Annotated in this window: 16 protein-coding genes, 1 tRNA gene and 1 pseudogene; 6 read left to right on the plus strand and 12 right to left on the minus strand. The window is 67.3% G+C overall.

Annotated elements, in window-relative coordinates; all coding sequences use genetic code 11:
• The 3 genes and pseudogenes from RTM68_RS02275 to RTM68_RS02285 form a co-directional block, all read left to right on the plus strand.
• Positions 1 to 480 (plus strand): annotated as a pseudogene (locus RTM68_RS02275) (DNA primase); the annotation flags it as partial.
• Positions 481 to 516: 36 nt separating this feature from the next.
• Positions 517 to 1,290: an ATP-binding cassette domain-containing protein gene (locus RTM68_RS02280; RefSeq protein ID WP_241797007.1), complete on the plus strand. Its 774-nt coding sequence runs from the start codon at positions 517 to 519 to the stop codon at positions 1,288 to 1,290.
• A 109-nt stretch (positions 1,291 to 1,399) separates the two neighbouring features.
• A tRNA-Asn gene (locus tag RTM68_RS02285) sits at positions 1,400 to 1,475 on the plus strand.
• Positions 1,476 to 1,610: 135 nt separating this feature from the next.
• On the opposite strand, the gene RTM68_RS02290 is transcribed toward RTM68_RS02285, so the two are convergent.
• Both RTM68_RS02290 and def read right to left on the minus strand, forming a co-directional pair.
• Positions 1,611 to 2,126: a septum formation family protein gene (locus RTM68_RS02290; RefSeq protein WP_194763290.1), complete on the minus strand. Its 516-nt coding sequence runs from the start codon at positions 2,124 to 2,126 to the stop codon at positions 1,611 to 1,613.
• A gap of 120 nt (positions 2,127 to 2,246) precedes the next feature.
• Positions 2,247 to 2,813: a peptide deformylase gene (gene def, locus RTM68_RS02295; RefSeq protein ID WP_312167886.1), complete on the minus strand. Its 567-nt coding sequence runs from the start codon at positions 2,811 to 2,813 to the stop codon at positions 2,247 to 2,249.
• A gap of 61 nt (positions 2,814 to 2,874) precedes the next feature.
• Here def and RTM68_RS02300 point away from each other — a divergent pair, with 61 nt between their 5' ends.
• Complete coding sequence (locus tag RTM68_RS02300) at positions 2,875 to 3,870, plus strand: DMT family transporter (protein WP_194763496.1); 996 nt, start codon at positions 2,875 to 2,877, stop codon at positions 3,868 to 3,870.
• Between the two features lie 57 nt (positions 3,871 to 3,927).
• On the opposite strand, the gene pgl is transcribed toward RTM68_RS02300, so the two are convergent.
• From pgl to RTM68_RS02340, 8 genes are all read right to left on the minus strand, one after another.
• On the minus strand, positions 3,928 to 4,713 hold the full coding sequence (gene pgl / locus RTM68_RS02305; RefSeq protein WP_194763288.1) for a 6-phosphogluconolactonase: 786 nt from the start codon (positions 4,711 to 4,713) through the stop codon (positions 3,928 to 3,930).
• Positions 4,713 to 5,648, minus strand: a complete 936-nt coding sequence (locus RTM68_RS02310; RefSeq protein WP_312167889.1) for a glucose-6-phosphate dehydrogenase assembly protein OpcA — start codon at positions 5,646 to 5,648, stop codon at positions 4,713 to 4,715. The genes pgl and RTM68_RS02310 overlap by 1 nt, the downstream gene beginning before the upstream one ends.
• The gene (zwf, locus tag RTM68_RS02315; RefSeq protein ID WP_194763286.1) at positions 5,645 to 7,195 is read right to left on the minus strand and encodes a glucose-6-phosphate dehydrogenase; all 1,551 of its coding nucleotides are present in this window, start codon (positions 7,193 to 7,195) and stop codon (positions 5,645 to 5,647) included. The genes RTM68_RS02310 and zwf overlap by 4 nt, the downstream gene beginning before the upstream one ends.
• 22 nt (positions 7,196 to 7,217) lie before the next feature.
• Positions 7,218 to 8,825 (minus strand): glucose-6-phosphate isomerase, encoded by a 1,608-nt coding sequence (locus RTM68_RS02320; protein WP_312167891.1) that lies wholly within the window; start codon positions 8,823 to 8,825, stop codon positions 7,218 to 7,220.
• Positions 8,822 to 9,934: a transaldolase gene (gene tal, locus RTM68_RS02325; RefSeq protein WP_312167892.1), complete on the minus strand. Its 1,113-nt coding sequence runs from the start codon at positions 9,932 to 9,934 to the stop codon at positions 8,822 to 8,824. The genes RTM68_RS02320 and tal overlap by 4 nt, the downstream gene beginning before the upstream one ends.
• Positions 9,931 to 12,027: a transketolase gene (gene tkt / locus RTM68_RS02330; RefSeq protein ID WP_312167894.1), complete on the minus strand. Its 2,097-nt coding sequence runs from the start codon at positions 12,025 to 12,027 to the stop codon at positions 9,931 to 9,933. Before tkt ends, tal begins: the two co-directional genes overlap by 4 nt.
• A gap of 264 nt (positions 12,028 to 12,291) precedes the next feature.
• Positions 12,292 to 13,059 (minus strand): hypothetical protein, encoded by a 768-nt coding sequence (locus tag RTM68_RS02335; protein ID WP_312167895.1) that lies wholly within the window; start codon positions 13,057 to 13,059, stop codon positions 12,292 to 12,294.
• A gap of 62 nt (positions 13,060 to 13,121) precedes the next feature.
• Positions 13,122 to 13,652 (minus strand): hypothetical protein, encoded by a 531-nt coding sequence (locus RTM68_RS02340; RefSeq protein ID WP_312167896.1) that lies wholly within the window; start codon positions 13,650 to 13,652, stop codon positions 13,122 to 13,124.
• Positions 13,653 to 13,792: 140 nt separating this feature from the next.
• Here RTM68_RS02340 and RTM68_RS02345 point away from each other — a divergent pair, with 140 nt between their 5' ends.
• Positions 13,793 to 14,707, plus strand: coding sequence for a heme o synthase (locus RTM68_RS02345; protein ID WP_396654175.1), 915 nt, complete (start codon positions 13,793 to 13,795; stop codon positions 14,705 to 14,707).
• On the opposite strand, the gene RTM68_RS02350 is transcribed toward RTM68_RS02345, so the two are convergent.
• Positions 14,653 to 15,090 (minus strand): hypothetical protein, encoded by a 438-nt coding sequence (locus RTM68_RS02350; protein WP_312167899.1) that lies wholly within the window; start codon positions 15,088 to 15,090, stop codon positions 14,653 to 14,655. The two genes, RTM68_RS02345 and RTM68_RS02350, sit on opposite strands and share 55 nt — an antisense overlap.
• Before the next feature lie 86 nt (positions 15,091 to 15,176).
• Positions 15,177 to 16,286: a COX15/CtaA family protein gene (locus RTM68_RS02355; RefSeq protein ID WP_312167900.1), complete on the minus strand. Its 1,110-nt coding sequence runs from the start codon at positions 16,284 to 16,286 to the stop codon at positions 15,177 to 15,179.
• Between the two features lie 233 nt (positions 16,287 to 16,519).
• Between RTM68_RS02355 and sufB the strand changes: the two genes are divergently transcribed.
• Positions 16,520 to 17,938 carry a Fe-S cluster assembly protein SufB gene (gene sufB / locus RTM68_RS02360; RefSeq protein WP_053096457.1) on the plus strand — a complete coding sequence of 473 codons (1,419 nt, stop codon included), beginning with the start codon at positions 16,520 to 16,522 and terminating at the stop codon, positions 17,936 to 17,938.

Here is a 17,938-nt window from a genome sequence, read left to right on the forward strand (position 1 = left end):
CCCGCGGTCGCCGCGGTGACGCTCGCGAGCCTTCCCCGCACGGCGGATGTCGCCGTCGAGCGCGACGCCATCATGGGCGCGCTCCAGTACGGCCACCGCATCGACCAGGCCCTGCTCACGCGTGCCCTCGAGCAGCCGTTCCGCACGCCCGGTCTCGACGCTGTTCGCGAGGCCGTGGCCGCAGCGCCCGACCGCACCCGTGCTGGCTGGGTGACCGAGGCCGTGAACTCGGTTCGTGAGCCCTATCGCTCTCTTGCCGGCGAACTTCTGATGACCCCGTTCCCGGCGCGCAACGAAGAGGGCGCGGTCGTCTCGACCACCGACCTCGCCCGGCGACTGATCCTGCGTGCTCTCGAGCGTGAGAAGCAGGAGCTGCTCGGCGCGGTGCAGCGCGTGCCCGCCGACTCCGACGGCGGTCGCGCGCTGCGCATGCGACTCCGCGACATCGACGTCGAGCGTCAGCGGTTCACCGAGTCGTAACGAGGCGCACGCGCCGCCGCGGTGCAGGATGGGAACATGTCTGTCCGGCACGAATCCACCAACGCGATCGACTGCTCCGACCTGGTGATCGACCGGATCGGGCACAGCGGTCCGACCCGCGCGATCGACGGGGTCACATTCTCGCTCGCACCCGGAGGGCTCATCTGCGTCGCGGGCCCGACAGGCTCGGGGAAGTCCACGCTCGTGGCGGCTCTCGCGGGGTCGACGGACGCGTCGGTGCGCGTCGTCGGCGGCAGTGCCCAGGTGTGCGGGGTCGATGTGCGTCGACCGGGGCGCAAGCATCGGGTGCTGACCTATCGCACAGGATTCGTCCCGCAGGGAGCTGGCGCCGATCTGCCGCCGCAGCTCACCGTCAACGAGGTGATCGCGGAGCCCATCCTGATCCGCGAGAAGCGTGTCAACGCCAAGGCACTCTCGATCCGCATCGCGACCCTGCTCGACGAGCTGCATCTTCCTCTGGGACTTGCGGCGAAGTTCCCCTACGAGTTGAGCGCGGGTATGCGTCAGCGGGTCGCGATCGCGCGGTCCTTCGTGCTCGAGCCCCGCGTCCTCATCGCCGATGAGATCCTCGCGAACCTCGACCTCGAGGTGCGCCCCGTCGTCTTCGACGCCATCACCCGCCGCCGCAAGGAGGAGGGGATGGGAGCGCTTCTGGTGACCAACGACGCCGACTTCATCCGCGAGCTCAACGCCGAGACGCTGATGCTCCGTTCCGGCCACGTCGTGGCCCGTGGGGTCGGCAAGGACCTGCTCTGGGCACCCAACGCCGAGGCCGATTCACAGCCGTGATCGCCTCGGTGATCGCGTCAGCGGGCGACACGCCCGATGTGCGGACGATGTCACGAGCAGCCTCGGGAGTTTGCTAGGATTGACGAGTTGCCCGCGCAGCGGAGCACATTCCTCGGTAGCTCAATTGGCAGAGCAGCCGGCTGTTAACCGGCAGGTTCTTGGTTCGAGTCCAAGCCGGGGAGCCAATACCCCCGACCTTCGTGTGAAGGTCGGGGGTTTTCCCTTTCCCGGGGGAGTATCGGTTCTCCGGACATCGGCACTGCACGAAGAAGGGGACCCCGCCCGGTGGCGGAGTCCCCTTTTTCTGTGTCGTGGTCAGATCAGCGCGCGGCGCCCTTGAGCGATCCGGTGGTCTGTCCGGCCTCATCGAAGATGATGCACTGGATGACGCGGTCGTTCAGCTCGTCCCAGGTCTGCTGGGTCGGCGTGATCGTGGTCACCTGCAGAGCGGAGTCCTGGTAGCCGACGCCGACGAACGTCGTGTACGCGTCGCCAATGCACTCCTCGGACGCTGCGTCCACGGACTCATCGGAGAACTCGCCGTCCTCCATGGTGATCTCGTGGTAGACCTCCATGTCGTGCGGCTGGTCGCACGGCACGACGTCGATGTCCTCGAGCTGTCCGGTGCCGCTGTCCATCGTGCAGTCGCCGAGCTTCAACGAGAAGATGTCGATGTTCGCGCTCTCGGTGACCTGTCCGGTCTCCTCGTCGCGGTCGGCGTCTCCCGAGCCACCGCCCAGGATCCCGTCGAGTGCGCTACAGCCGGTCAGAGCGACCGACAGCGCCACAGCAGCACCCGCGAGTGCCAGCGCGCGTCGTGTGCGCAGTTTCATCATGATGTTCCCCTCCAGAGCGTCTTGGTGAGCGGGCGCAGAGAAGCCCGCCTCCAGCACGCTATCCGTCTCCGAGTCTGTGATGCAACTCGGAGGAGCCTGTGATTGGGCTGAAAGGTAAGGTCAGCCTTCCAGGTCGTCGACGCCGGGCATCCAGCTGGCGCCAGGACGTCCCCATCCCCGCTTCTTGGCGATCTTCTGCACGGTCTTCCAGTCGCCGTCCGAGAGGCGGTCGATGTAGAGGATGCCGTCGAGGTGATCGAACTCGTGCTGCATGATGCGCGCGCGCCACCCGTCGACCGCGATCTCCACGGGATTGCCGTCGAGATCCGTGCCGATGACACGCACCCGCTCCGACCGGCGCAGTGCGAAGCGCTCTCCCGGGAAGGACAGGCATCCCTCGGACTCGAGGTCGTCGTCGGGGGCGCCGGGCTCCAGCGGCACCATCCACAGTTCCGGGTTGATGATCACGCCGCGCCAGGGCTGCTCGTCGTCGTCCACATAGGAGTACGTGTACAGCCTCAGGGGAACGCCGACCTGAGGTGCGGCGAGACCGACGCCGGGAGCGATGTCCATGGTCTCGAACATGTCGGCGACGAGCGTTCGGATGTCGTCGGTGATCTCCTCGACGACGGAGGCGGGGGAGTGCAGGACGGGGTCGCCCATGATGCGAATCGGAAGTACAGCCACGCCATAACCCTACTCGGCGCATGTCGCCGGGTAGGGTCGTAGGGTGAGCATTTCCGTATGGATGACCGGGGCGGAAGACGTCACCGAGCAGCTGGTCGGTGCATTCCAGAACCCCGGGCTGCTCCTCGGCATCCCGCTGGCCCTCGCCGGCGCCGTCTTCATGTCGCTCGGCGCGCAGTATCAGCACCGCGGCGTCGAGAAGGTCGAGCGTCTGAGCGGGTCGACCGGCACGAGCGGGCTGACCTTCGCGCAGGTGAAGGCGTTGATGACTCGTCCGTCCTGGATCGCCGGGACGTTGATGCTGGGTCTCGCGATCGTGTGTCAGCTGGCTGCGCTCGTGCAGGCACCGCTCATCGTCGTCCAGCCTCTGGGCGCCATCGCGCTCGTCATGACGACGCTGTTGAACGCCCGCATCTCGGGCCACACGCCGACACGGCAGTCGATCACGGCGATCGTCGCCTGTGTGGGCGGCATCTTCCTCTTCGTCTTCTTCGCCGCGATCTTCGCGACCGAGAAGGATGTGACCGATACCGAGCTCTTCACGATCCTGGCGATCCTGCTGGTCGTCATCATCGTGCTCGGAGCATGCTGGCTCGTGCTCCGCCACCGCATGCGCGCGCTCTTCTACGTCATCGGAGCCGGCATCCTCTACGGCTTCGTCGCCACTCTCGCGAAGGTCGTCATCAAGCGCGTGCAGGCGGGCAACTTCGAGTGGATCACGATCGTCTGTGTGATCGCGCTGATCGCGGCCGCGGCGGTGGGAGCCTACTTCGTGCAGACCGCATACAGCTCGGGTCCGCCCGACCTCGTCATCGCCGGACTGACGGTCGTGGACCCTCTGATCGCCGTTCTGATCGGTATGACGATCCTCGGTGAGGCAGCCGCAGCCCCGCCGTGGGTGCTGGTCATCTTCGGCATCGCCGGCGCGATCGCGGTCTGGGGAGTCGTCGGTCTGGCCCGATACCACCCGCAGGTGCTGAGCGACAGCCAGGACCTCGGCATCCCCCGAGGAAGCGACGCCCCGGCGGACGGTCCGTCGAAGGACGCCGACGCCTGACGGGCGCAGCGAAAACGCCGAGGCCCGGAGGCGCTCGGCGTTTCTGCTGGACGACGGTCAGTACGACTGGTCGATGAGGTCGGGAGAGACCTCGGATGCCGCGGCGTCGTCGACGAAGAAGACCGTGCGCTTGCGGCCCTTGGCTCCGGCCACCGGCACGCTGGTGTAGCTCGCGCCGGCGAGAGCCAGGCCCAGAGCCGATGCCTTGTCGGCCCCGGTGAGCACGAGCCAGACACGCTTGGACGCGTTGAGGACCGGGCGCGTGAGCGTCACACGCTCGGGCGGCGGCTTCGGCGAGTTGCGCACGGGCAGCGCGGCGACGTCGGTGACGGTCACCTCCTGCCTGTCGGGGAACAGCGAGGCGATGTGACCGTCGGGGCCGACCCCGAGGAAGCACACGGCGAAAGACGGCCACGGGTGCTCGTCGGTGCCGAAGCGCGCGAGTTCCTCCGCATACGCCGTGGCGGCCTCGTCGAGGGTCAGGCCCTCGCCTGCAGCCGCGACCTCATGCACGTTCTCCGGCGGGACCGGGATGTGATCGAGCAGAGCGGCTCGTGACTGCACGGCGTTGCGATCGGCATCCGTCCGGGCCACGAAGCGCTCGTCGCCCCACCAGAAGTGCACCAGCGACCAGTCGATCTCGTCGGACCGTGGGTCCTCGAGGGTCGCACGCAGGACCGCGCCGCCCATGGAGCCGCCGGTGAGGGCGACGTGGGCGATGCGGCCGTTGCGAGTGCGTGCCCGCAGCCGAGTGAGGAACCGGTCAGCGACCCGAGCCGCCAGGGCCCCCGGGGTGCTCTCGACCACGACCCGCTTCTCTGCGGGCGTCGGCTGCGTCGACATCATTCTCCTGTCTCGGGCGGGCCCAGCTTTTTCCAGCCCTCGGTGATCACTCGACCGTACAGGACGTCGGGGTCGAGGCGACGCAGCTCCTCTGCGAGGCACTCGCGCAGAGTGCGACGCGGCAGGTGCAGGTCGTGATCGGGCTGTTCCGGCTGCGTGAGGACGGCGACGCCCGGCTCGGGACGCTCGAGGAGGATGTCACCGGACGCACGTGTCAGGCGCACCGACTTGATGCCCTCTTGCCAGTGCTCGGGGTCCTCGTAGTGCCACGTGACCGTGATGTCGAGTGCCATCTGCAACCAGGCCGCGAGCAGGGCCGTGGACGGCGATGCCGATCCGCCGCGCACCTCGACAGCGGTGACCTCTTCGAACGGGGGCTGGTCGAGCACAGCGGCGAGCTGCTCGCGCCAGTGCGTCAGACGCGTCCAGGCGAGGTCGGTGTCGCCGGGGGCGTGCGTCTCGCCGAGCAGTGCGAGCCGGTCGCGCACATCGGGAGCCGTGGCGGCATCCGTGATGCGACGCTGCGCGATCTTGCCCAGCGGCGAATTGGCGGGAGAGGAGGGAGCCTCTTCCGGCCACCACGCGACCACCGGTGCGTCAGGCAGCAGCAGACCGGTGACGAGGCTCTCCTCGTTGCTCGCGGCGTCGCCGTAGGCGTGGAGGACGACGACCTCGCTCGCGCCGGCGTCACCTCCCACTCGGATCTGCGCGTCGAGGCGAGCATCGCCGTCGCCCGTGGTGAGCACGATGACACGCATCGGGTGCTCGCGGGATGCGTCGTTCGCCGCATCGATCGCTGCTTCAGCGACGCCGTTGCGCGCCGAGATGATCAGCGTGAGCACGCGACCGAGGGCGACGGCGCCGCCGTCTTCGCGCACCTTGACGAGCTGCTTGGCGACCTGGCTGACGGTCGTGTCGGGAAGGTCGATGATCACGGGCGTCTCCAGACTCGTCCGTCACGGGCAAGGAGGTCATCGGCGGATGCCGGACCCCACGAACCGGGTGCGTACTGGTCGACCGGGCCGCCTTCGGCAGCCCAGAACTTCTCTACGGGGTCGAGGATCTTCCAGGAGAGCTCGACTTCTTCATGCCGCGGGAACAGCGGCGGGTCGCCCAGCAGTACGTCGAGGATCAGTCGCTCGTACGCCTCAGGGCTCGCCTCGGTGAACGCGTGGCCGTAGCCGAAGTCCATCGTGACGTCGCGCACGTTGGTGCCGTTGCCCGGAACCTTCGACCCGAATCGGATCGTCACTCCCTCATCGGGCTGCACGCGGATGACGAGAGCGTTCTGCCCGAGCTCCGAGGTGTTCGAGCGGCCGAAGAGATGCTCCGGTGCCTTCTTGAACACGACGGCGACCTCGGTCACACGACGACCGAGGCGCTTGCCGGTGCGCAGGTAGAACGGCACGCCCGACCAGCGGCGTGTGTCGATCTCTAGCTTGATCGCGGCGTACGTCTCCGTCGCGGACTCCGGGTTCATGCCGTCTTCATCGAGGAATCCGGTGACCTGCTCGCCGCCCTGCCATCCGCCGGCGTACTGACCGCGGGCCGTGGCGAGGGAGAGGTCGTCGGGCACGTGCACCGCGGCGAGAACCTTCTCCTTCTCGGCGCGGAGGTGCTCGGCCGAGAGCGAGATCGGCTCCTCCATCGCGGTCAGCGCGAGCAGCTGCAGCAGGTGGTTCTGGATGACGTCGCGCGCTGCGCCGACACCGTCGTAGTACCCGGCGCGGCCGCCGACGCCGATGTCCTCGGCCATCGTGATCTGCACGTGGTCGACGTAGTTGCGGTTCCAGATCGGCTCATAGAGCTCGTTCGCGAAGCGCAGCGCCAGGATGTTCTGGACCGTCTCCTTGCCGAGGTAGTGGTCGATGCGGAAGATCGAGTCCGCCGAGAACGCCACTTCGAGAGCCGCGTTCAGCTCGCGAGCCGATTCGAGGTCGTGACCGAACGGCTTCTCGATGACGACACGACGCCAGCGCTCGTCATCGTCGTCGTTCGCGCCGACGAGACCGGAGTCCTTGAGCTGCTTGGCGACGAGCGGGAAGTCCTTCGGCGGGATCGACAGGTAGAACGCGTGGTTCCCCATCGTGCCGCGCTCGACATCCAGCTGGTCGACCGTCTCGCGTAGCTTGCGGAACGACTCGGGGTTGTCGAACTCGCCGCTGACGAAGCGGATGCCCTGCAGAAGCTGCGCCCACGTCTCCTCGCGGAACGGGGTGCGGGCGTGCTGCTTGACGGCGTCGTAGACGACCTGGGCGAAGTCCTGGTCCTCCCAGTCGCGGCGGGCGAACCCGACCAGCGCGAATCCGGGCGGCAGAAGACCGCGGTTGGCGAGGTCGTAGACGGCGGGCATGAGCTTCTTGCGTGACAGGTCACCGGTGACGCCGAAGATCACGAGGGCACTGGGCCCTGCGATTCGGTTCAGCCGGCGATCATCGGGGTCACGCAGCGGGTTGTGCCCGCGCGAAATGGGAACAGACATCGGTGGGGGATTCTCCTGGCTGTTACTTCTGTGCTGCTTCGAAGAGGGTGAGGACGTCAGCCGACGAATCGGTGATCGTCAGTGACACGACCGGCCGGCCGTGCGCGGCGAGGACACCGGCGTCGCCGGCGGCCTGAGCCTCGATGAGCTGGCCGAACGTGAACGGTCGTTCGGGGATCTCGAGATCCACCTCGGTGCGCTCCAGGATCTGCAGGAAGACGCCCTGGGCGGGGCCGCCCTTGTGATACTGGCCGGTCGAGTGCAGGAAGCGGGGGCCCCAGCCGAAGGTCGTCGGCCGGCCGGAGTCGGCTGCGACGAGCTCGCGAATGCCCTGCAGCTGCGGCACATCGAGACGGTTCACGTATGCCTGGATCGACACGTAGCCGTCGTCGGCGAGGCGTGCCCAGAGTGCGTCGAGCACTCCCTCGACGGTTCCGGACACTGCGAGAGCGGGGTCGGACACGCGGACCTCGACGCCATTCTCGACGAACGCCGGGTCGGTCGGGGCGGGACGTGCGTCGAGCAGACCACGCGCGGCGACCTTGGCCGACTCGACGTCGGGCTGGTCGAACGGGTTGATCCCGAGCAGATATCCCGCGATCGCCGTGGCGTACTCCCAGACGATGAGCTGTGCGCCCAGCGATCCGCTGACGAGGATCTCGCCCGCATGACGCTCGCGCAGGTGGAACTCGTTCGCGTCGTCGACCAGGCGCACGATCTGCAGGTCGGCCGGCTTCGAATCGAGCTCGGGTGAGACCGGAAGCAGGACGACGGGAAGGATCCCGGTGCCCGCCTTGCCCGTGGACTCCGCAATGAGCTGCTCGATCCAGTCGGGCAGTCCGTTGATGTGCGTGCCATCGGTGATGAGACCGAGCTTGTCGCGGCGCGGAGTCGTCGAGGCGATCGCCGCGGCGAGACGCAGAGCCGGGTTCTCGGCGGAGTCGACGGCGACCTCGAGGAGCGAGGCCTCGGCCTCGTTCAGGAGCTCGTCGATGTCGGCGCCCGCGAGGCCCGAGGGCACGAGCCCGAAGGCGGTGAGAGCCGAATAGCGTCCGCCCACGTTCGGGTCCGCGTTGAAGACGCGGTACCCGGCCTCGCGAGCCGAGGTGTCGAGGGGGGATCCCGGGTCGGTGACCACGACGATGCGGTCGACGGGGTCGATGCCGACATCACGGAACGCCGCTTCGAAGGTGCGACGCTGCGAGTCCGTCTCGACCGTGGAGCCGGACTTCGAGGAGACCACGAGGACGGTGCCCTCGAGTCCCTCGTCGAGCGCGGCGAGCACCTGTCCGGGGGCCGTCGAGTCGAGGATGGTCAGCGGGACACCGCTCGTCTGCGCGATCACCTCGGGGGCGAGCGACGAGCCGCCCATGCCTGCCAGCACGACCCGAGTGACGCCCTTCGCGTGCAGCTCATCCCGCAGGGCCGCGATCTCCGCGACCAGCGGGCGCGAGATCGACACGGCCTCGACCCAGCCGAGGCGGGTGGCCGCCTCGGCTTCGGCCTCGGGGCCCCACAGGGTGGCGTCGCCACCCGTGACGCGCGACGCGATGAGATCGTGCACGAGTGCCGGCACGGTCTCATCGATCGCCGCGCGCGCCGCGCCCGAGGCGTGGATCGCGAATGTCATCGCTGCGCCTCGAGCCCTTCGCGCACCTGGGTGAGCAGGTCGTGCCAGGAGTCGATGAACTTGGCGACACCCTCGTCTTCGAGCACCTGGGTGACATCGGTGAAGTCGATGCCGAGGTCTGCCAGGCCGGCGAAGACGGCGCGCGCCTCCTCGTAGCCACCCGTGATGGTGTCTCCGGTGACCACGCCGTGGTCGAACGTCGCCTCGAGCGTCTTCTCGGGCATCGTGTTGACGACGTCCTTGGCGACGAGCTCGGTGACGTAGAGGGTGTCCGGCAGCGCCGGGTCCTTGACGCCGGTCGATGCCCACAGCGGGCGCTGAGCGTTCGCGCCGAGCGCGATCAGGTCCTGTGCGCGCTTCTCCGCGAACTTCTGCTCGTAGAGCTCGTAGGCCAGACGGGCGTTCGCGAGTCCTGCCTTGCTCTTGAGGGCCTCTGCCTCGTCGGTGCCGATGGCGGAGAGACGCTTGTCGGTCTCGGTGTCGACGCGCGACACGAAGAACGACGCGACGGAGTGGATGCTCGACAGGTCGAAGTCGGCGCTGTGCGCCCGCTCGAGTCCGGTCAGGTACGCATCGATGACCTCGGCGTAGCGCTCCAGGCTGAAGATCAGGGTCACGTTGACGCTGATGCCCGCGGCGATCGCCTCGGTGATCGCCGGCAGTCCGGCCTTCGTGGCGGGGATCTTGACCAGCAGGTTCGGACGGTCGACCTTGGCCCACAGCTGCTTGGCCTGGGCGACCGTGCCCTCGGTGTCGTGCGCGAGATCGGGGGAGACCTCGATCGAGACGCGGCCGTCGACGTGACCCGACTTCTCCCAGACGGGGCGGAAGACGTCGAGCGCCGCAGCGACGTCCTGCGTGGTCGCGGCGAAGACAGCCTCTTCGGCCGTCGCGCCGGACGCGGCGAGCTCGGTGACCTGCGCGTCGTACGACGTGTTGTTCTTGTCGGTGATCGCGTTGGCGAAGATCGTCGGGTTCGTGGTGACGCCGACGACGTTGCGGGTCTCGATCAGCTCGGCGAGGTTGCCGGAGGAGATGCGGGTGCGGGACAGGTCGTCGAGCCAGATGCTGACGCCGGCTGCGGCGAGGTCTGCGGTGGGGGTGCTCATGCGTTCTCCTTGATGGTCTCGCGGGCGGCCGCGATGACGGCCTCGGTGGTGATGCCGAACTTCTCGAACAGGGTCTTGTAGTCGGCGGAGGCGCCGAAGTGGTCGATGCCGACCGAGCGGCCGCGGTCGCCCACGATGCCGCGCCAGCTGAGGACGGAACCGGCCTCGACCGAGACGCGAGCGGTGACGGCCTTCGGGAGCACCGACTCGCGGTACGCCTCGTCCTGCTCGTCGAACCACTCGAGCGACGGGGCGGAGACGACGCGCACGTTCACGCCCTCTTCGGCCAGCGCTGCACGTGCGTCGACGGCGAGCTGCACCTCGGAGCCCGTCGCGATGATGATCACGTCGGGGGTGCCGTTCGGAGCCTCGGCGAGCACGTACGCGCCCTTCGAGACACCGTCGGTGGAAGCGAAGATGTCACCGTCTGCCGCACCCTGGCCGCGCTCGAACACCGGAATGTTCTGACGGGTCAGGGCAATGCCTGCCGGGCCTTCGTGGCGACGCAGGATCTCGAGCCACGCGGCCGAGGTCTCGTTGGCGTCCGCCGGGCGCACCAGGGTGAAGTTCGGGATGGCGCGCAGCGTGGCGATCTGTTCGACAGGCTGGTGCGTCGGGCCGTCTTCGCCGAGTGCGACGGAGTCGTGCGTCCACACGAAGATGCTGGGGACATTCATCAGTGCGGCCAGACGCACCGGCGGGCGCATGTAGTCGCTGAAGATGAGGAACGTGCCGCCGAAGGCGCGGGTCGGGCCGTGCAGCGCGATGCCGTTGACGATCGCACCCATGGCGTGCTCGCGGATTCCGAAGTGGAGAACGCGGCCGTAGGGGTCGCCCGACCATTCGTGGGTGGACCACTCGGCGGGGATGAAGGACTTCGAATCCTTGATCGTGGTGAGGTTCGACTCGGCGAGGTCGGCCGATCCGCCCCAGAGCTCGGGGAGCTCGGCGGCGAGGGCGTTGATGACCTGACCGGATGCCGCGCGGGTCGACACATCCTTGCCGCTCTCGAAGACCGGGAGAGCAGAGGTGATGTCGGAGGGCAGCTCCTTGGCCTCGAGGCGGTCGAGCAGCGCCTTGCGCTCGGGGTTGGCCGCAGCCCAGGCGTCGAACGAGGTCTGCCATGCGGCACGGGTCTCAGCGGCACGGTCGGCGAGCGCGCGGGTGTGGGCGATCACGTCGTCTGCGATGGCGAAGTGCTCCTCGGCGTCGAAGCCGAGGACCTTCTTGGTCGCGGCGAGCTCGTCGCCACCGAGCGCGGAGCCGTGGATCTTGCCGGAGTTCTGCTTGCCGGGCGAGGGCCAGCCGATGATCGTCTTGAGGATGATGAGCGAGGGCTTGGACGTCTCACCCTTCGCGGCCTCGATGGCGGCGTGCAGCTCGGCGACGTCCTCGACGTACTCGCCCGTCTTCTTCCAGTCGACTGTCTGCACCTGCCAGCCGTATGCCTCGTAGCGCTTGGCGACGTCTTCGGTGAAGGCGACGTTGGTGTCGTCCTCGATGGAGATCTGGTTGGAGTCGTAGATCGCGATCAGGTTGCCGAGCTCCTGGTGACCGGCCAGCGAGGACGCCTCGCTCGTGACGCCCTCCTGCAGGTCGCCGTCACCGGCGATCACGTAGACGAAGTGGTCGAAGGGGCTGGTGCCCGCTGCGGCCTCGGGGTCGAACAGGCCGCGCTCGTAGCGGGCGGCATAGGCGAAGCCGACGGCGGAGGCGAGTCCCTGGCCGAGCGGGCCGGTGGTGATCTCGACGCCCTTGGTGTGTCCGTACTCGGGGTGTCCCGGAGTGAGCGAACCCCAGGTGCGCAGCGCCTTGAGGTCGTCGAGCTCGAGTCCGAAGCCACCGAGGTAGAGCTGCACGTACTGCGTCAGCGAGGAGTGTCCGACCGAGAGGATGAAGCGGTCACGGCCGAGCCAGTCGGTGTCGGTCGGGTCGTGACGCAGCACACGCTGGTACAGCAGGTACGCGGCCGGGGCGAGGCTCATCGCGGTGCCGGGGTGTCCGTTGCCGACCTTCTCGACGGCGTCCGCGGCCAGCAGACGAGCGGTGTCCACCGCGCGCCGATCGATTTCTTCCCACTGCAGTTCCGACACGGTGAAGCCCTTCTCAGACAGTTCGAGAGCGCCCGGAAAGCAGCATCGATGTCCGCGTCATTACGGAAGGAATGTGATGTGCACCGGGCACGCGAGTCTTTTCAGCATAGCGCTGTGACCAGACTCGTTACCTCCCTTTACAACGTGCGGCGAGGCGTGTAATTCCCGGTTCGAGAGCTCGTCTCCCGAGCCCTTGGAACCACGGCTCACGACGCGCGGAACGCCGTTCCACCGTATGTCCCTGAGGGCGCCGGAGACCGTGGGTCAGCATCCGATGCCGTCGGGATCTTCGGAGCAGGTGTGGGCGACGAGGGCGGTGTGGGCTTCGAGGATGCGGATGGTCTGCGGGGTGCCGGTGGTGATGATCTCGCTGGGGAGGGGGATCCATCCGGTGCCGAGGTCGATCTCGACGGTGTAGTGGACGTCGACCTGGGCAATGTAGTCGCCGCGTTGTCGGTAGGTGTGGCTGGTGGGGGTGGGGGAGAACTGCGGCAGCCCGAGTGCTTCCCAGGTCTGGCCGGGTGCGGTGAGGGTGGCTGTGGTGCCGTCGCCGTAGTCGTACGCGTAGGTGGCGGGAGTGAATCGAACGGTGAGGGGGATGCCGAAGAGCTCGTCGGCCTGCATTTGGGATTGCGTCGATGCGGTGAAGTTGGTCGGGAGGTCGGCGATACCGACGTTGCCGGGTTCGGCCATGGCCGAGACGGGCGGGGGCGCGAAGCGTGCCAGGTCGGTGATGGTGATGGTGGGTGTTGCGGGTGCTGCGGGCGCTCCGTCTTCTCGAGTCGGGGACGACCCGCCCGGACTGGTGGGCTCATGGCAGCGGACGGTGCCGGAGTCGTCCATGCAGTCGGCGAGGCGGATCGCGCGGTCGCTGGGTCGTGCGGGTTCTACGGGGGTGTCCGGTGTCTCGGTGTTGCGGGTTCCGGGGATGCCGGGGGTGTTCGGGGTCGCGGGGGTGCCGGGGCGCTGCTGCGTGCCCGAGATCGTCAGCGAGCCTCCGTTGCTCCCGATGACTACATCGGCGCCTCCCACTCCACCTCCGTCTTCAGCGCTCCCCGGAGCGAACAACAAAGCGGCGAGGGCGATCCTCGATATCAACCGGCGCACTCTGACTCCTCAACGCGATCAGCGTGGTCGATCAGAAGCCCGCTACTCGACTCGATGAATCGGACTCGCAAGGCGTTTAGGTCAGGTCTCGACTCCGGCAGGACTGAGCGTCCGTCAGCCCCCGTGACGTCCGACATGCTCACATCCACGCAGATCACTGCGGTCACTATGTCCAGGAGTGGTGACGTGTCCAGGGCCTTGAACGCGACGACTGTGGTTGATCCGATGAAGGAGTACCCCTCGGCGTGAAGCTCCGAAAGAGTGGTTCGATCAGCCTTCTGAAAGTCCCCGGTGGCGAGTTCGAAGACTGCTTCAAACGTTCCGGGATCTCCGAGGTCGATGGAATTGAAGGCCTCGTTGTACGCCCGGTACACCTCTTCTGCCGCGGCGAAGGCCTCGGCCTCGCTCGCGAACGCGGGAGTGGGAGTCGGCGTCCGCGCCGGCGCCGCTCCGGGCGCGCAGCCGACGAGCAACAGGACGAGTGCGGACGCCACGACGACCGCGCCGCGAGAGACCATGGAGGAGCGATTTGGGCGACGGCGTGGATTCACCCGGTCACGGTAACCGCCATCGCGGCGCTCGCGTGGGCGTTATCCACAGCACCGCTGTGCCTTAGACTGGAAAAGCTGTCGTGACGCGTGCGGAGGAGGCGATCGAGATCTCGACGATGTCTGATCAGACCGTTGTGAAGAAGTCCATCGGTCGTACCGTGAAGGCGTACGTCGCCCTCACCAAGCCGCGCGTCCTCGAACTGCTGCTGGTGTCGACCGTCCCGGTGATGTTCCTCGCCCAAGGCGGTCTCCCCGACATGCTGCTGGTGCTGGCCACCGTGATCGGCGGGTCGTTGAGCGCCGGTTCCGCCGCCGCGTTCAACATGTATCTCGATCGCGACATCGACGCGCACATGCACCGCACCGAGAATCGTCCGCTGGTGACGGGCGAGATCACGCCTCGCGGGGCGCTCATCTTCTCGTGGACTCTGGCGATCGTCTCGACGGTCTGGCTCCTGGTCACGACCAACTGGCTCGCCGCGGCGCTGTCTGCCTTCGCGATCTTCTTCTATGTGGTCATCTACACGATGATCCTCAAGCGTCGCACCGAGCAGAACATCATCTGGGGCGGCATCGCCGGATGCTTCCCCGTGCTGATCGGCTGGGCTGCTGTCACGGGTTCGCTCGACTGGCCGGCCTTCATCCTCTTCGCCCTCATCTTCCTGTGGACTCCGCCGCACTACTGGCCGCTGTCCATGAAGTACAAGGACGACTACGAAGACGTCGACGTGCCCATGCTCGGCGTGACCCGCAACGCCTCGCAGGTCGGTCTGCAGGTCATCCTGTATGCCTGGGCGACCGTCGCCTGCTCGCTGCTGCTGATCCCGATCGCGAACATGGGCCTCGTCTACGGCGTCTCCGCCGCGGTGTTCGGCGGATGGTTCATCTATGAATCACACCGTCTGTACAACCAGGCGGTGCGGGGGAACGAGGCGCGGCCGATGCGAGTCTTCCACGCCTCGATCACCTACTTGACGCTGATCTTCGTGGCCGTCGCGGTCGACCCGCTGCTGCCCTTCTGAGTCTCGTCGTCCTCGTCGTCGACCTCCGATGCGGGAGTCGGGATGTAGGCGTTCGCCGCCTGCGCCTCGGTCTCGTCTTCCGACTCCGACGTCCAGTCGATGGGCTCCACCACGACGGGCTTCGCTGACGGCACGAGTGCCTGCACGGCGGTGAGCGCTACGGCCAGAAGGATGCCGATGACGCCGGCGCCGAGCAGAGCGGCTCCGACCACGACGAGCGACTGTCCCACGTAGACCTCGATGCCGGTCGCGGTGCCGTCGAGCAGTGTGCTCGTCATCGTTCCGACCTGTCCGGCGACGAGCCATCCGCCGACTCCCGCCGAGGCGAGCGAGAGGACGAGGAGAAGCCAGAAGCCGATGCTGCGTGTCAGTGACTTGTTCATGTCAGCCACGGTGCACGACGAAGTGATGAGCCCGTGATGTCGCAGCTATGCATCCACTGTGCGCGGCGCTGACCGCCGCCGTCTTCTCAGCTCTGAGCGTCGACCGGCTTCTTGAGGTGGAGCACCACGACGGTGTACGCCGCTGCGGAGAGCGAGGCCAGCACCATGTGGATGCCGACGAGCAGCGGCGGAAGGCCCTCGCGTGCCTGCCAGACGCCGACGCCGACCTGCACGAGGATCGCGATCACGAGGACCAGAAGCCAGCGGCGCGGTTCGAGGTGCAGGACCCAGGCCGAGACGGTGAGGGCGAGCACGAGCGCAGCGAGGATGTACCCGGGCCACGAGTGCACATGGGCGAGGACCGTCGCGTCGAACCCGTGCCGGAGCACGTCGGCATCGCCCGAGTGGGGCCCGGAACCGGTGGTGAGCACGCCGAACACGATCGTGACGGCGAGTGCGAGACCGGTGACGTGGGTGAGGATCGCGAACCACTTCGGCACCGCGCGCTCCCGCAGGCCCGTGGGCGCGTACAGGCGCACCAGGAAGGCGGCGGTGACGCACACGAGCAGCAGCGAGGAGACGTAGTGGAATCCGACGATGAAGGGGTTGAGCCCGGTGAGCACGGTGATGCCGCCGACGAGCGCCTGGGCGACGACCCCGGCAAGCACGAGCCAGGCGAGGATCACGAGGTCGCGCCGCTCTGGTGCGAGACGCATCGAGCGGACGATCGCCACGATCACCGTGATGAGAAGCGCGCCCATCGCGAACGGGGTCGCCGGCAGGTCGATGAGCGTCGCGATGAGGAAGACGACGCCGGCCGCGCCGATGCCGCCCGCGGCGAACCGCAGGGCGGAGAAGACCAGCTGCTTGCCGCCGACCCGCGCGAGCACCAGCAGCAGGACCGCGAGGGCGATGATGCCGACGACTCCGGTCATCACGCGGTTGCCGAACTCGATGATGCCGTGGATGCCCTGATCGGCGTAGATCGGCACGAGCGACTCGGGGGTGCAGAGCGGCCACTCCGAGCATCCGAGTCCCGAACCTGTCAGGCGGACGGCGCCTCCGGTGCCGATGATGATGGTCTGAGCGAGGAACGACAGCCATGCGAAGACCCGGAGTGCACGGCCCCACAGGGCGGCGTGGGTCGACAGTGCATCCTGTGCAATCGTGGGGGAGGCGATCGAGGTCTCGGGCATAAGTCTCTCCGAACCGCGGCGGACACGGCGAGCGGCCCTGTCTTCAGGCGGAACCTGTAGAATCGGATTGTTGTGATGAGCGCTGACCGCGCTGCACCATCACTAACAGTTTAGGCGCGATGGAAGCGCCGGTGATGAGGGCCCACCAACGGCACCCGCTCCCGCAGACTCGACGGGGATCAGGTGTGTCGGGGCGGATTACACCGTTTTGGGACCTGTGAGGAGAGTGTGTGATGTCGGATGTGCTGATCGACCGCCCGGAGCTCGATGGCCTGGGGGTGTACGAATTCGGATGGCATGATGAGGATGCCGCCGGAGCCATCGCCAAGCGCGGAATCTCCGAAGAGGTGGTCCGTGGGATCTCGGCGCTCAAGCACGAGCCCGAATGGATGCTGAAGACCCGTCTCAAGGGATACCAGCTCTTCGGACGCAAGCCGATGCCGACGTGGGGTGCAGACCTCAGCGAGATCGACTTCGACAACATCAAGTACTTCGTGCGCTCCACGGAGAAGCAGGCGCAGTCCTGGGAGGATCTGCCTGCGGAGATCCGTGAGACGTACGAGCGCCTCGGCATCCCCGAGGCCGAGCGCCAGCGTCTCGTGGCCGGCGTCGCGGCTCAGTACGAGTCCGAGGTGGTGTACCACCAGATCCGCGAGGACCTCGAAGAGCAGGGTGTCATCTTCATGGACACCGACACTGCTCTGCGCGAGCACCCCGAGTTCTTCGAGGAGTACTTCGGCACCGTGATCCCGGCCGGCGACAACAAGTTCGCCGCGCTGAACACCGCCGTCTGGTCGGGCGGCTCGTTCGTCTACGTCCCCAAGGGCGTGCACGTCGAGATCCCGCTGCAGGCGTACTTCCGCATCAACACCGAGAACATGGGCCAGTTCGAGCGGACCCTGATCATCGCCGACGAGGACAGCTACGTCCACTACATCGAGGGCTGCACCGCTCCGATCTACAAGTCGGACTCGCTGCACTCGGCCGTCGTCGAGATCATCGTGAAGAAGAACGCCCGCGTTCGGTACACGACGATCCAGAACTGGTCGAACAACGTCTACAACCTCGTCACCAAGCGTGCGGTCGCGCACGAGGGTGCGACGATGGAGTGGGTCGACGGCAACATAGGCTCCAAGGTGACGATGAAGTACCCGTCGATCTACCTGATGGGCGAGCACGCCAAGGGCGAGACCCTCTCGGTGGCCTTCGCGGGCCCCGGCCAGCACCAGGATGCCGGCGCGAAGATGATCCACATGGCTCCGTACACGCAGTCGTCGATCGTCTCGAAGTCGATCGCGCGTGGCGGCGGACGAGCCGGATACCGCGGCGAGGTGCGGGTGGACGCCAACGCGCACCACTCCGCGAACACCGTGCGCTGTGACGCCCTGCTCGTCGACACCAAGTCGCGCTCCGACACCTATCCGGCGATCGACATCCGCGTCGACGACGTGCAGCTCGGCCACGAGGCCACGGTCTCGAAGGTCAGCGAGGAGCAGCTCTTCTACCTGCAGTCTCGCGGCATGCCCGAGGACGAGGCGATGGCGATGATCGTGCGCGGCTTCATCGAGCCGATCGCTCGGGAGCTGCCCATGGAGTACGCGATGGAATTGAACAAGCTCATCGAGATGGGCATGGAAGGATCGGTCGGCTGA

Source organism: Microbacterium sp., assembly GCF_031988965.1.
GTDB lineage: Bacteria > Actinomycetota > Actinomycetes > Actinomycetales > Microbacteriaceae > Microbacterium.

Coding starts and splice junctions, on each gene's coding strand:
- RTM68_RS02320 (WP_312167891.1), bottom strand. CDS start 8,825: ATGACATTCGCGATCCACGCCTCGGGCGCGGCGCGCGCGGCGATCGAT.
- zwf (WP_194763286.1), bottom strand. CDS start 7,195: ATGTCTGTTCCCATTTCGCGCGGGCACAACCCGCTGCGTGACCCCGAT.
- pgl (WP_194763288.1), bottom strand. CDS start 4,713: ATGTCGACGCAGCCGACGCCCGCAGAGAAGCGGGTCGTGGTCGAGAGC.
- sufB (WP_053096457.1), top strand. CDS start 16,520: ATGTCGGATGTGCTGATCGACCGCCCGGAGCTCGATGGCCTGGGGGTG.
- RTM68_RS02290 (WP_194763290.1), bottom strand. CDS start 2,126: ATGATGAAACTGCGCACACGACGCGCGCTGGCACTCGCGGGTGCTGCT.
- RTM68_RS02355 (WP_312167900.1), bottom strand. CDS start 16,286: ATGCCCGAGACCTCGATCGCCTCCCCCACGATTGCACAGGATGCACTG.
- RTM68_RS02350 (WP_312167899.1), bottom strand. CDS start 15,090: ATGAACAAGTCACTGACACGCAGCATCGGCTTCTGGCTTCTCCTCGTC.
- RTM68_RS02340 (WP_312167896.1), bottom strand. CDS start 13,652: ATGGTCTCTCGCGGCGCGGTCGTCGTGGCGTCCGCACTCGTCCTGTTG.
- RTM68_RS02300 (WP_194763496.1), top strand. CDS start 2,875: ATGACCGGGGCGGAAGACGTCACCGAGCAGCTGGTCGGTGCATTCCAG.
- RTM68_RS02280 (WP_241797007.1), top strand. CDS start 517: ATGTCTGTCCGGCACGAATCCACCAACGCGATCGACTGCTCCGACCTG.
- tal (WP_312167892.1), bottom strand. CDS start 9,934: ATGAGCACCCCCACCGCAGACCTCGCCGCAGCCGGCGTCAGCATCTGG.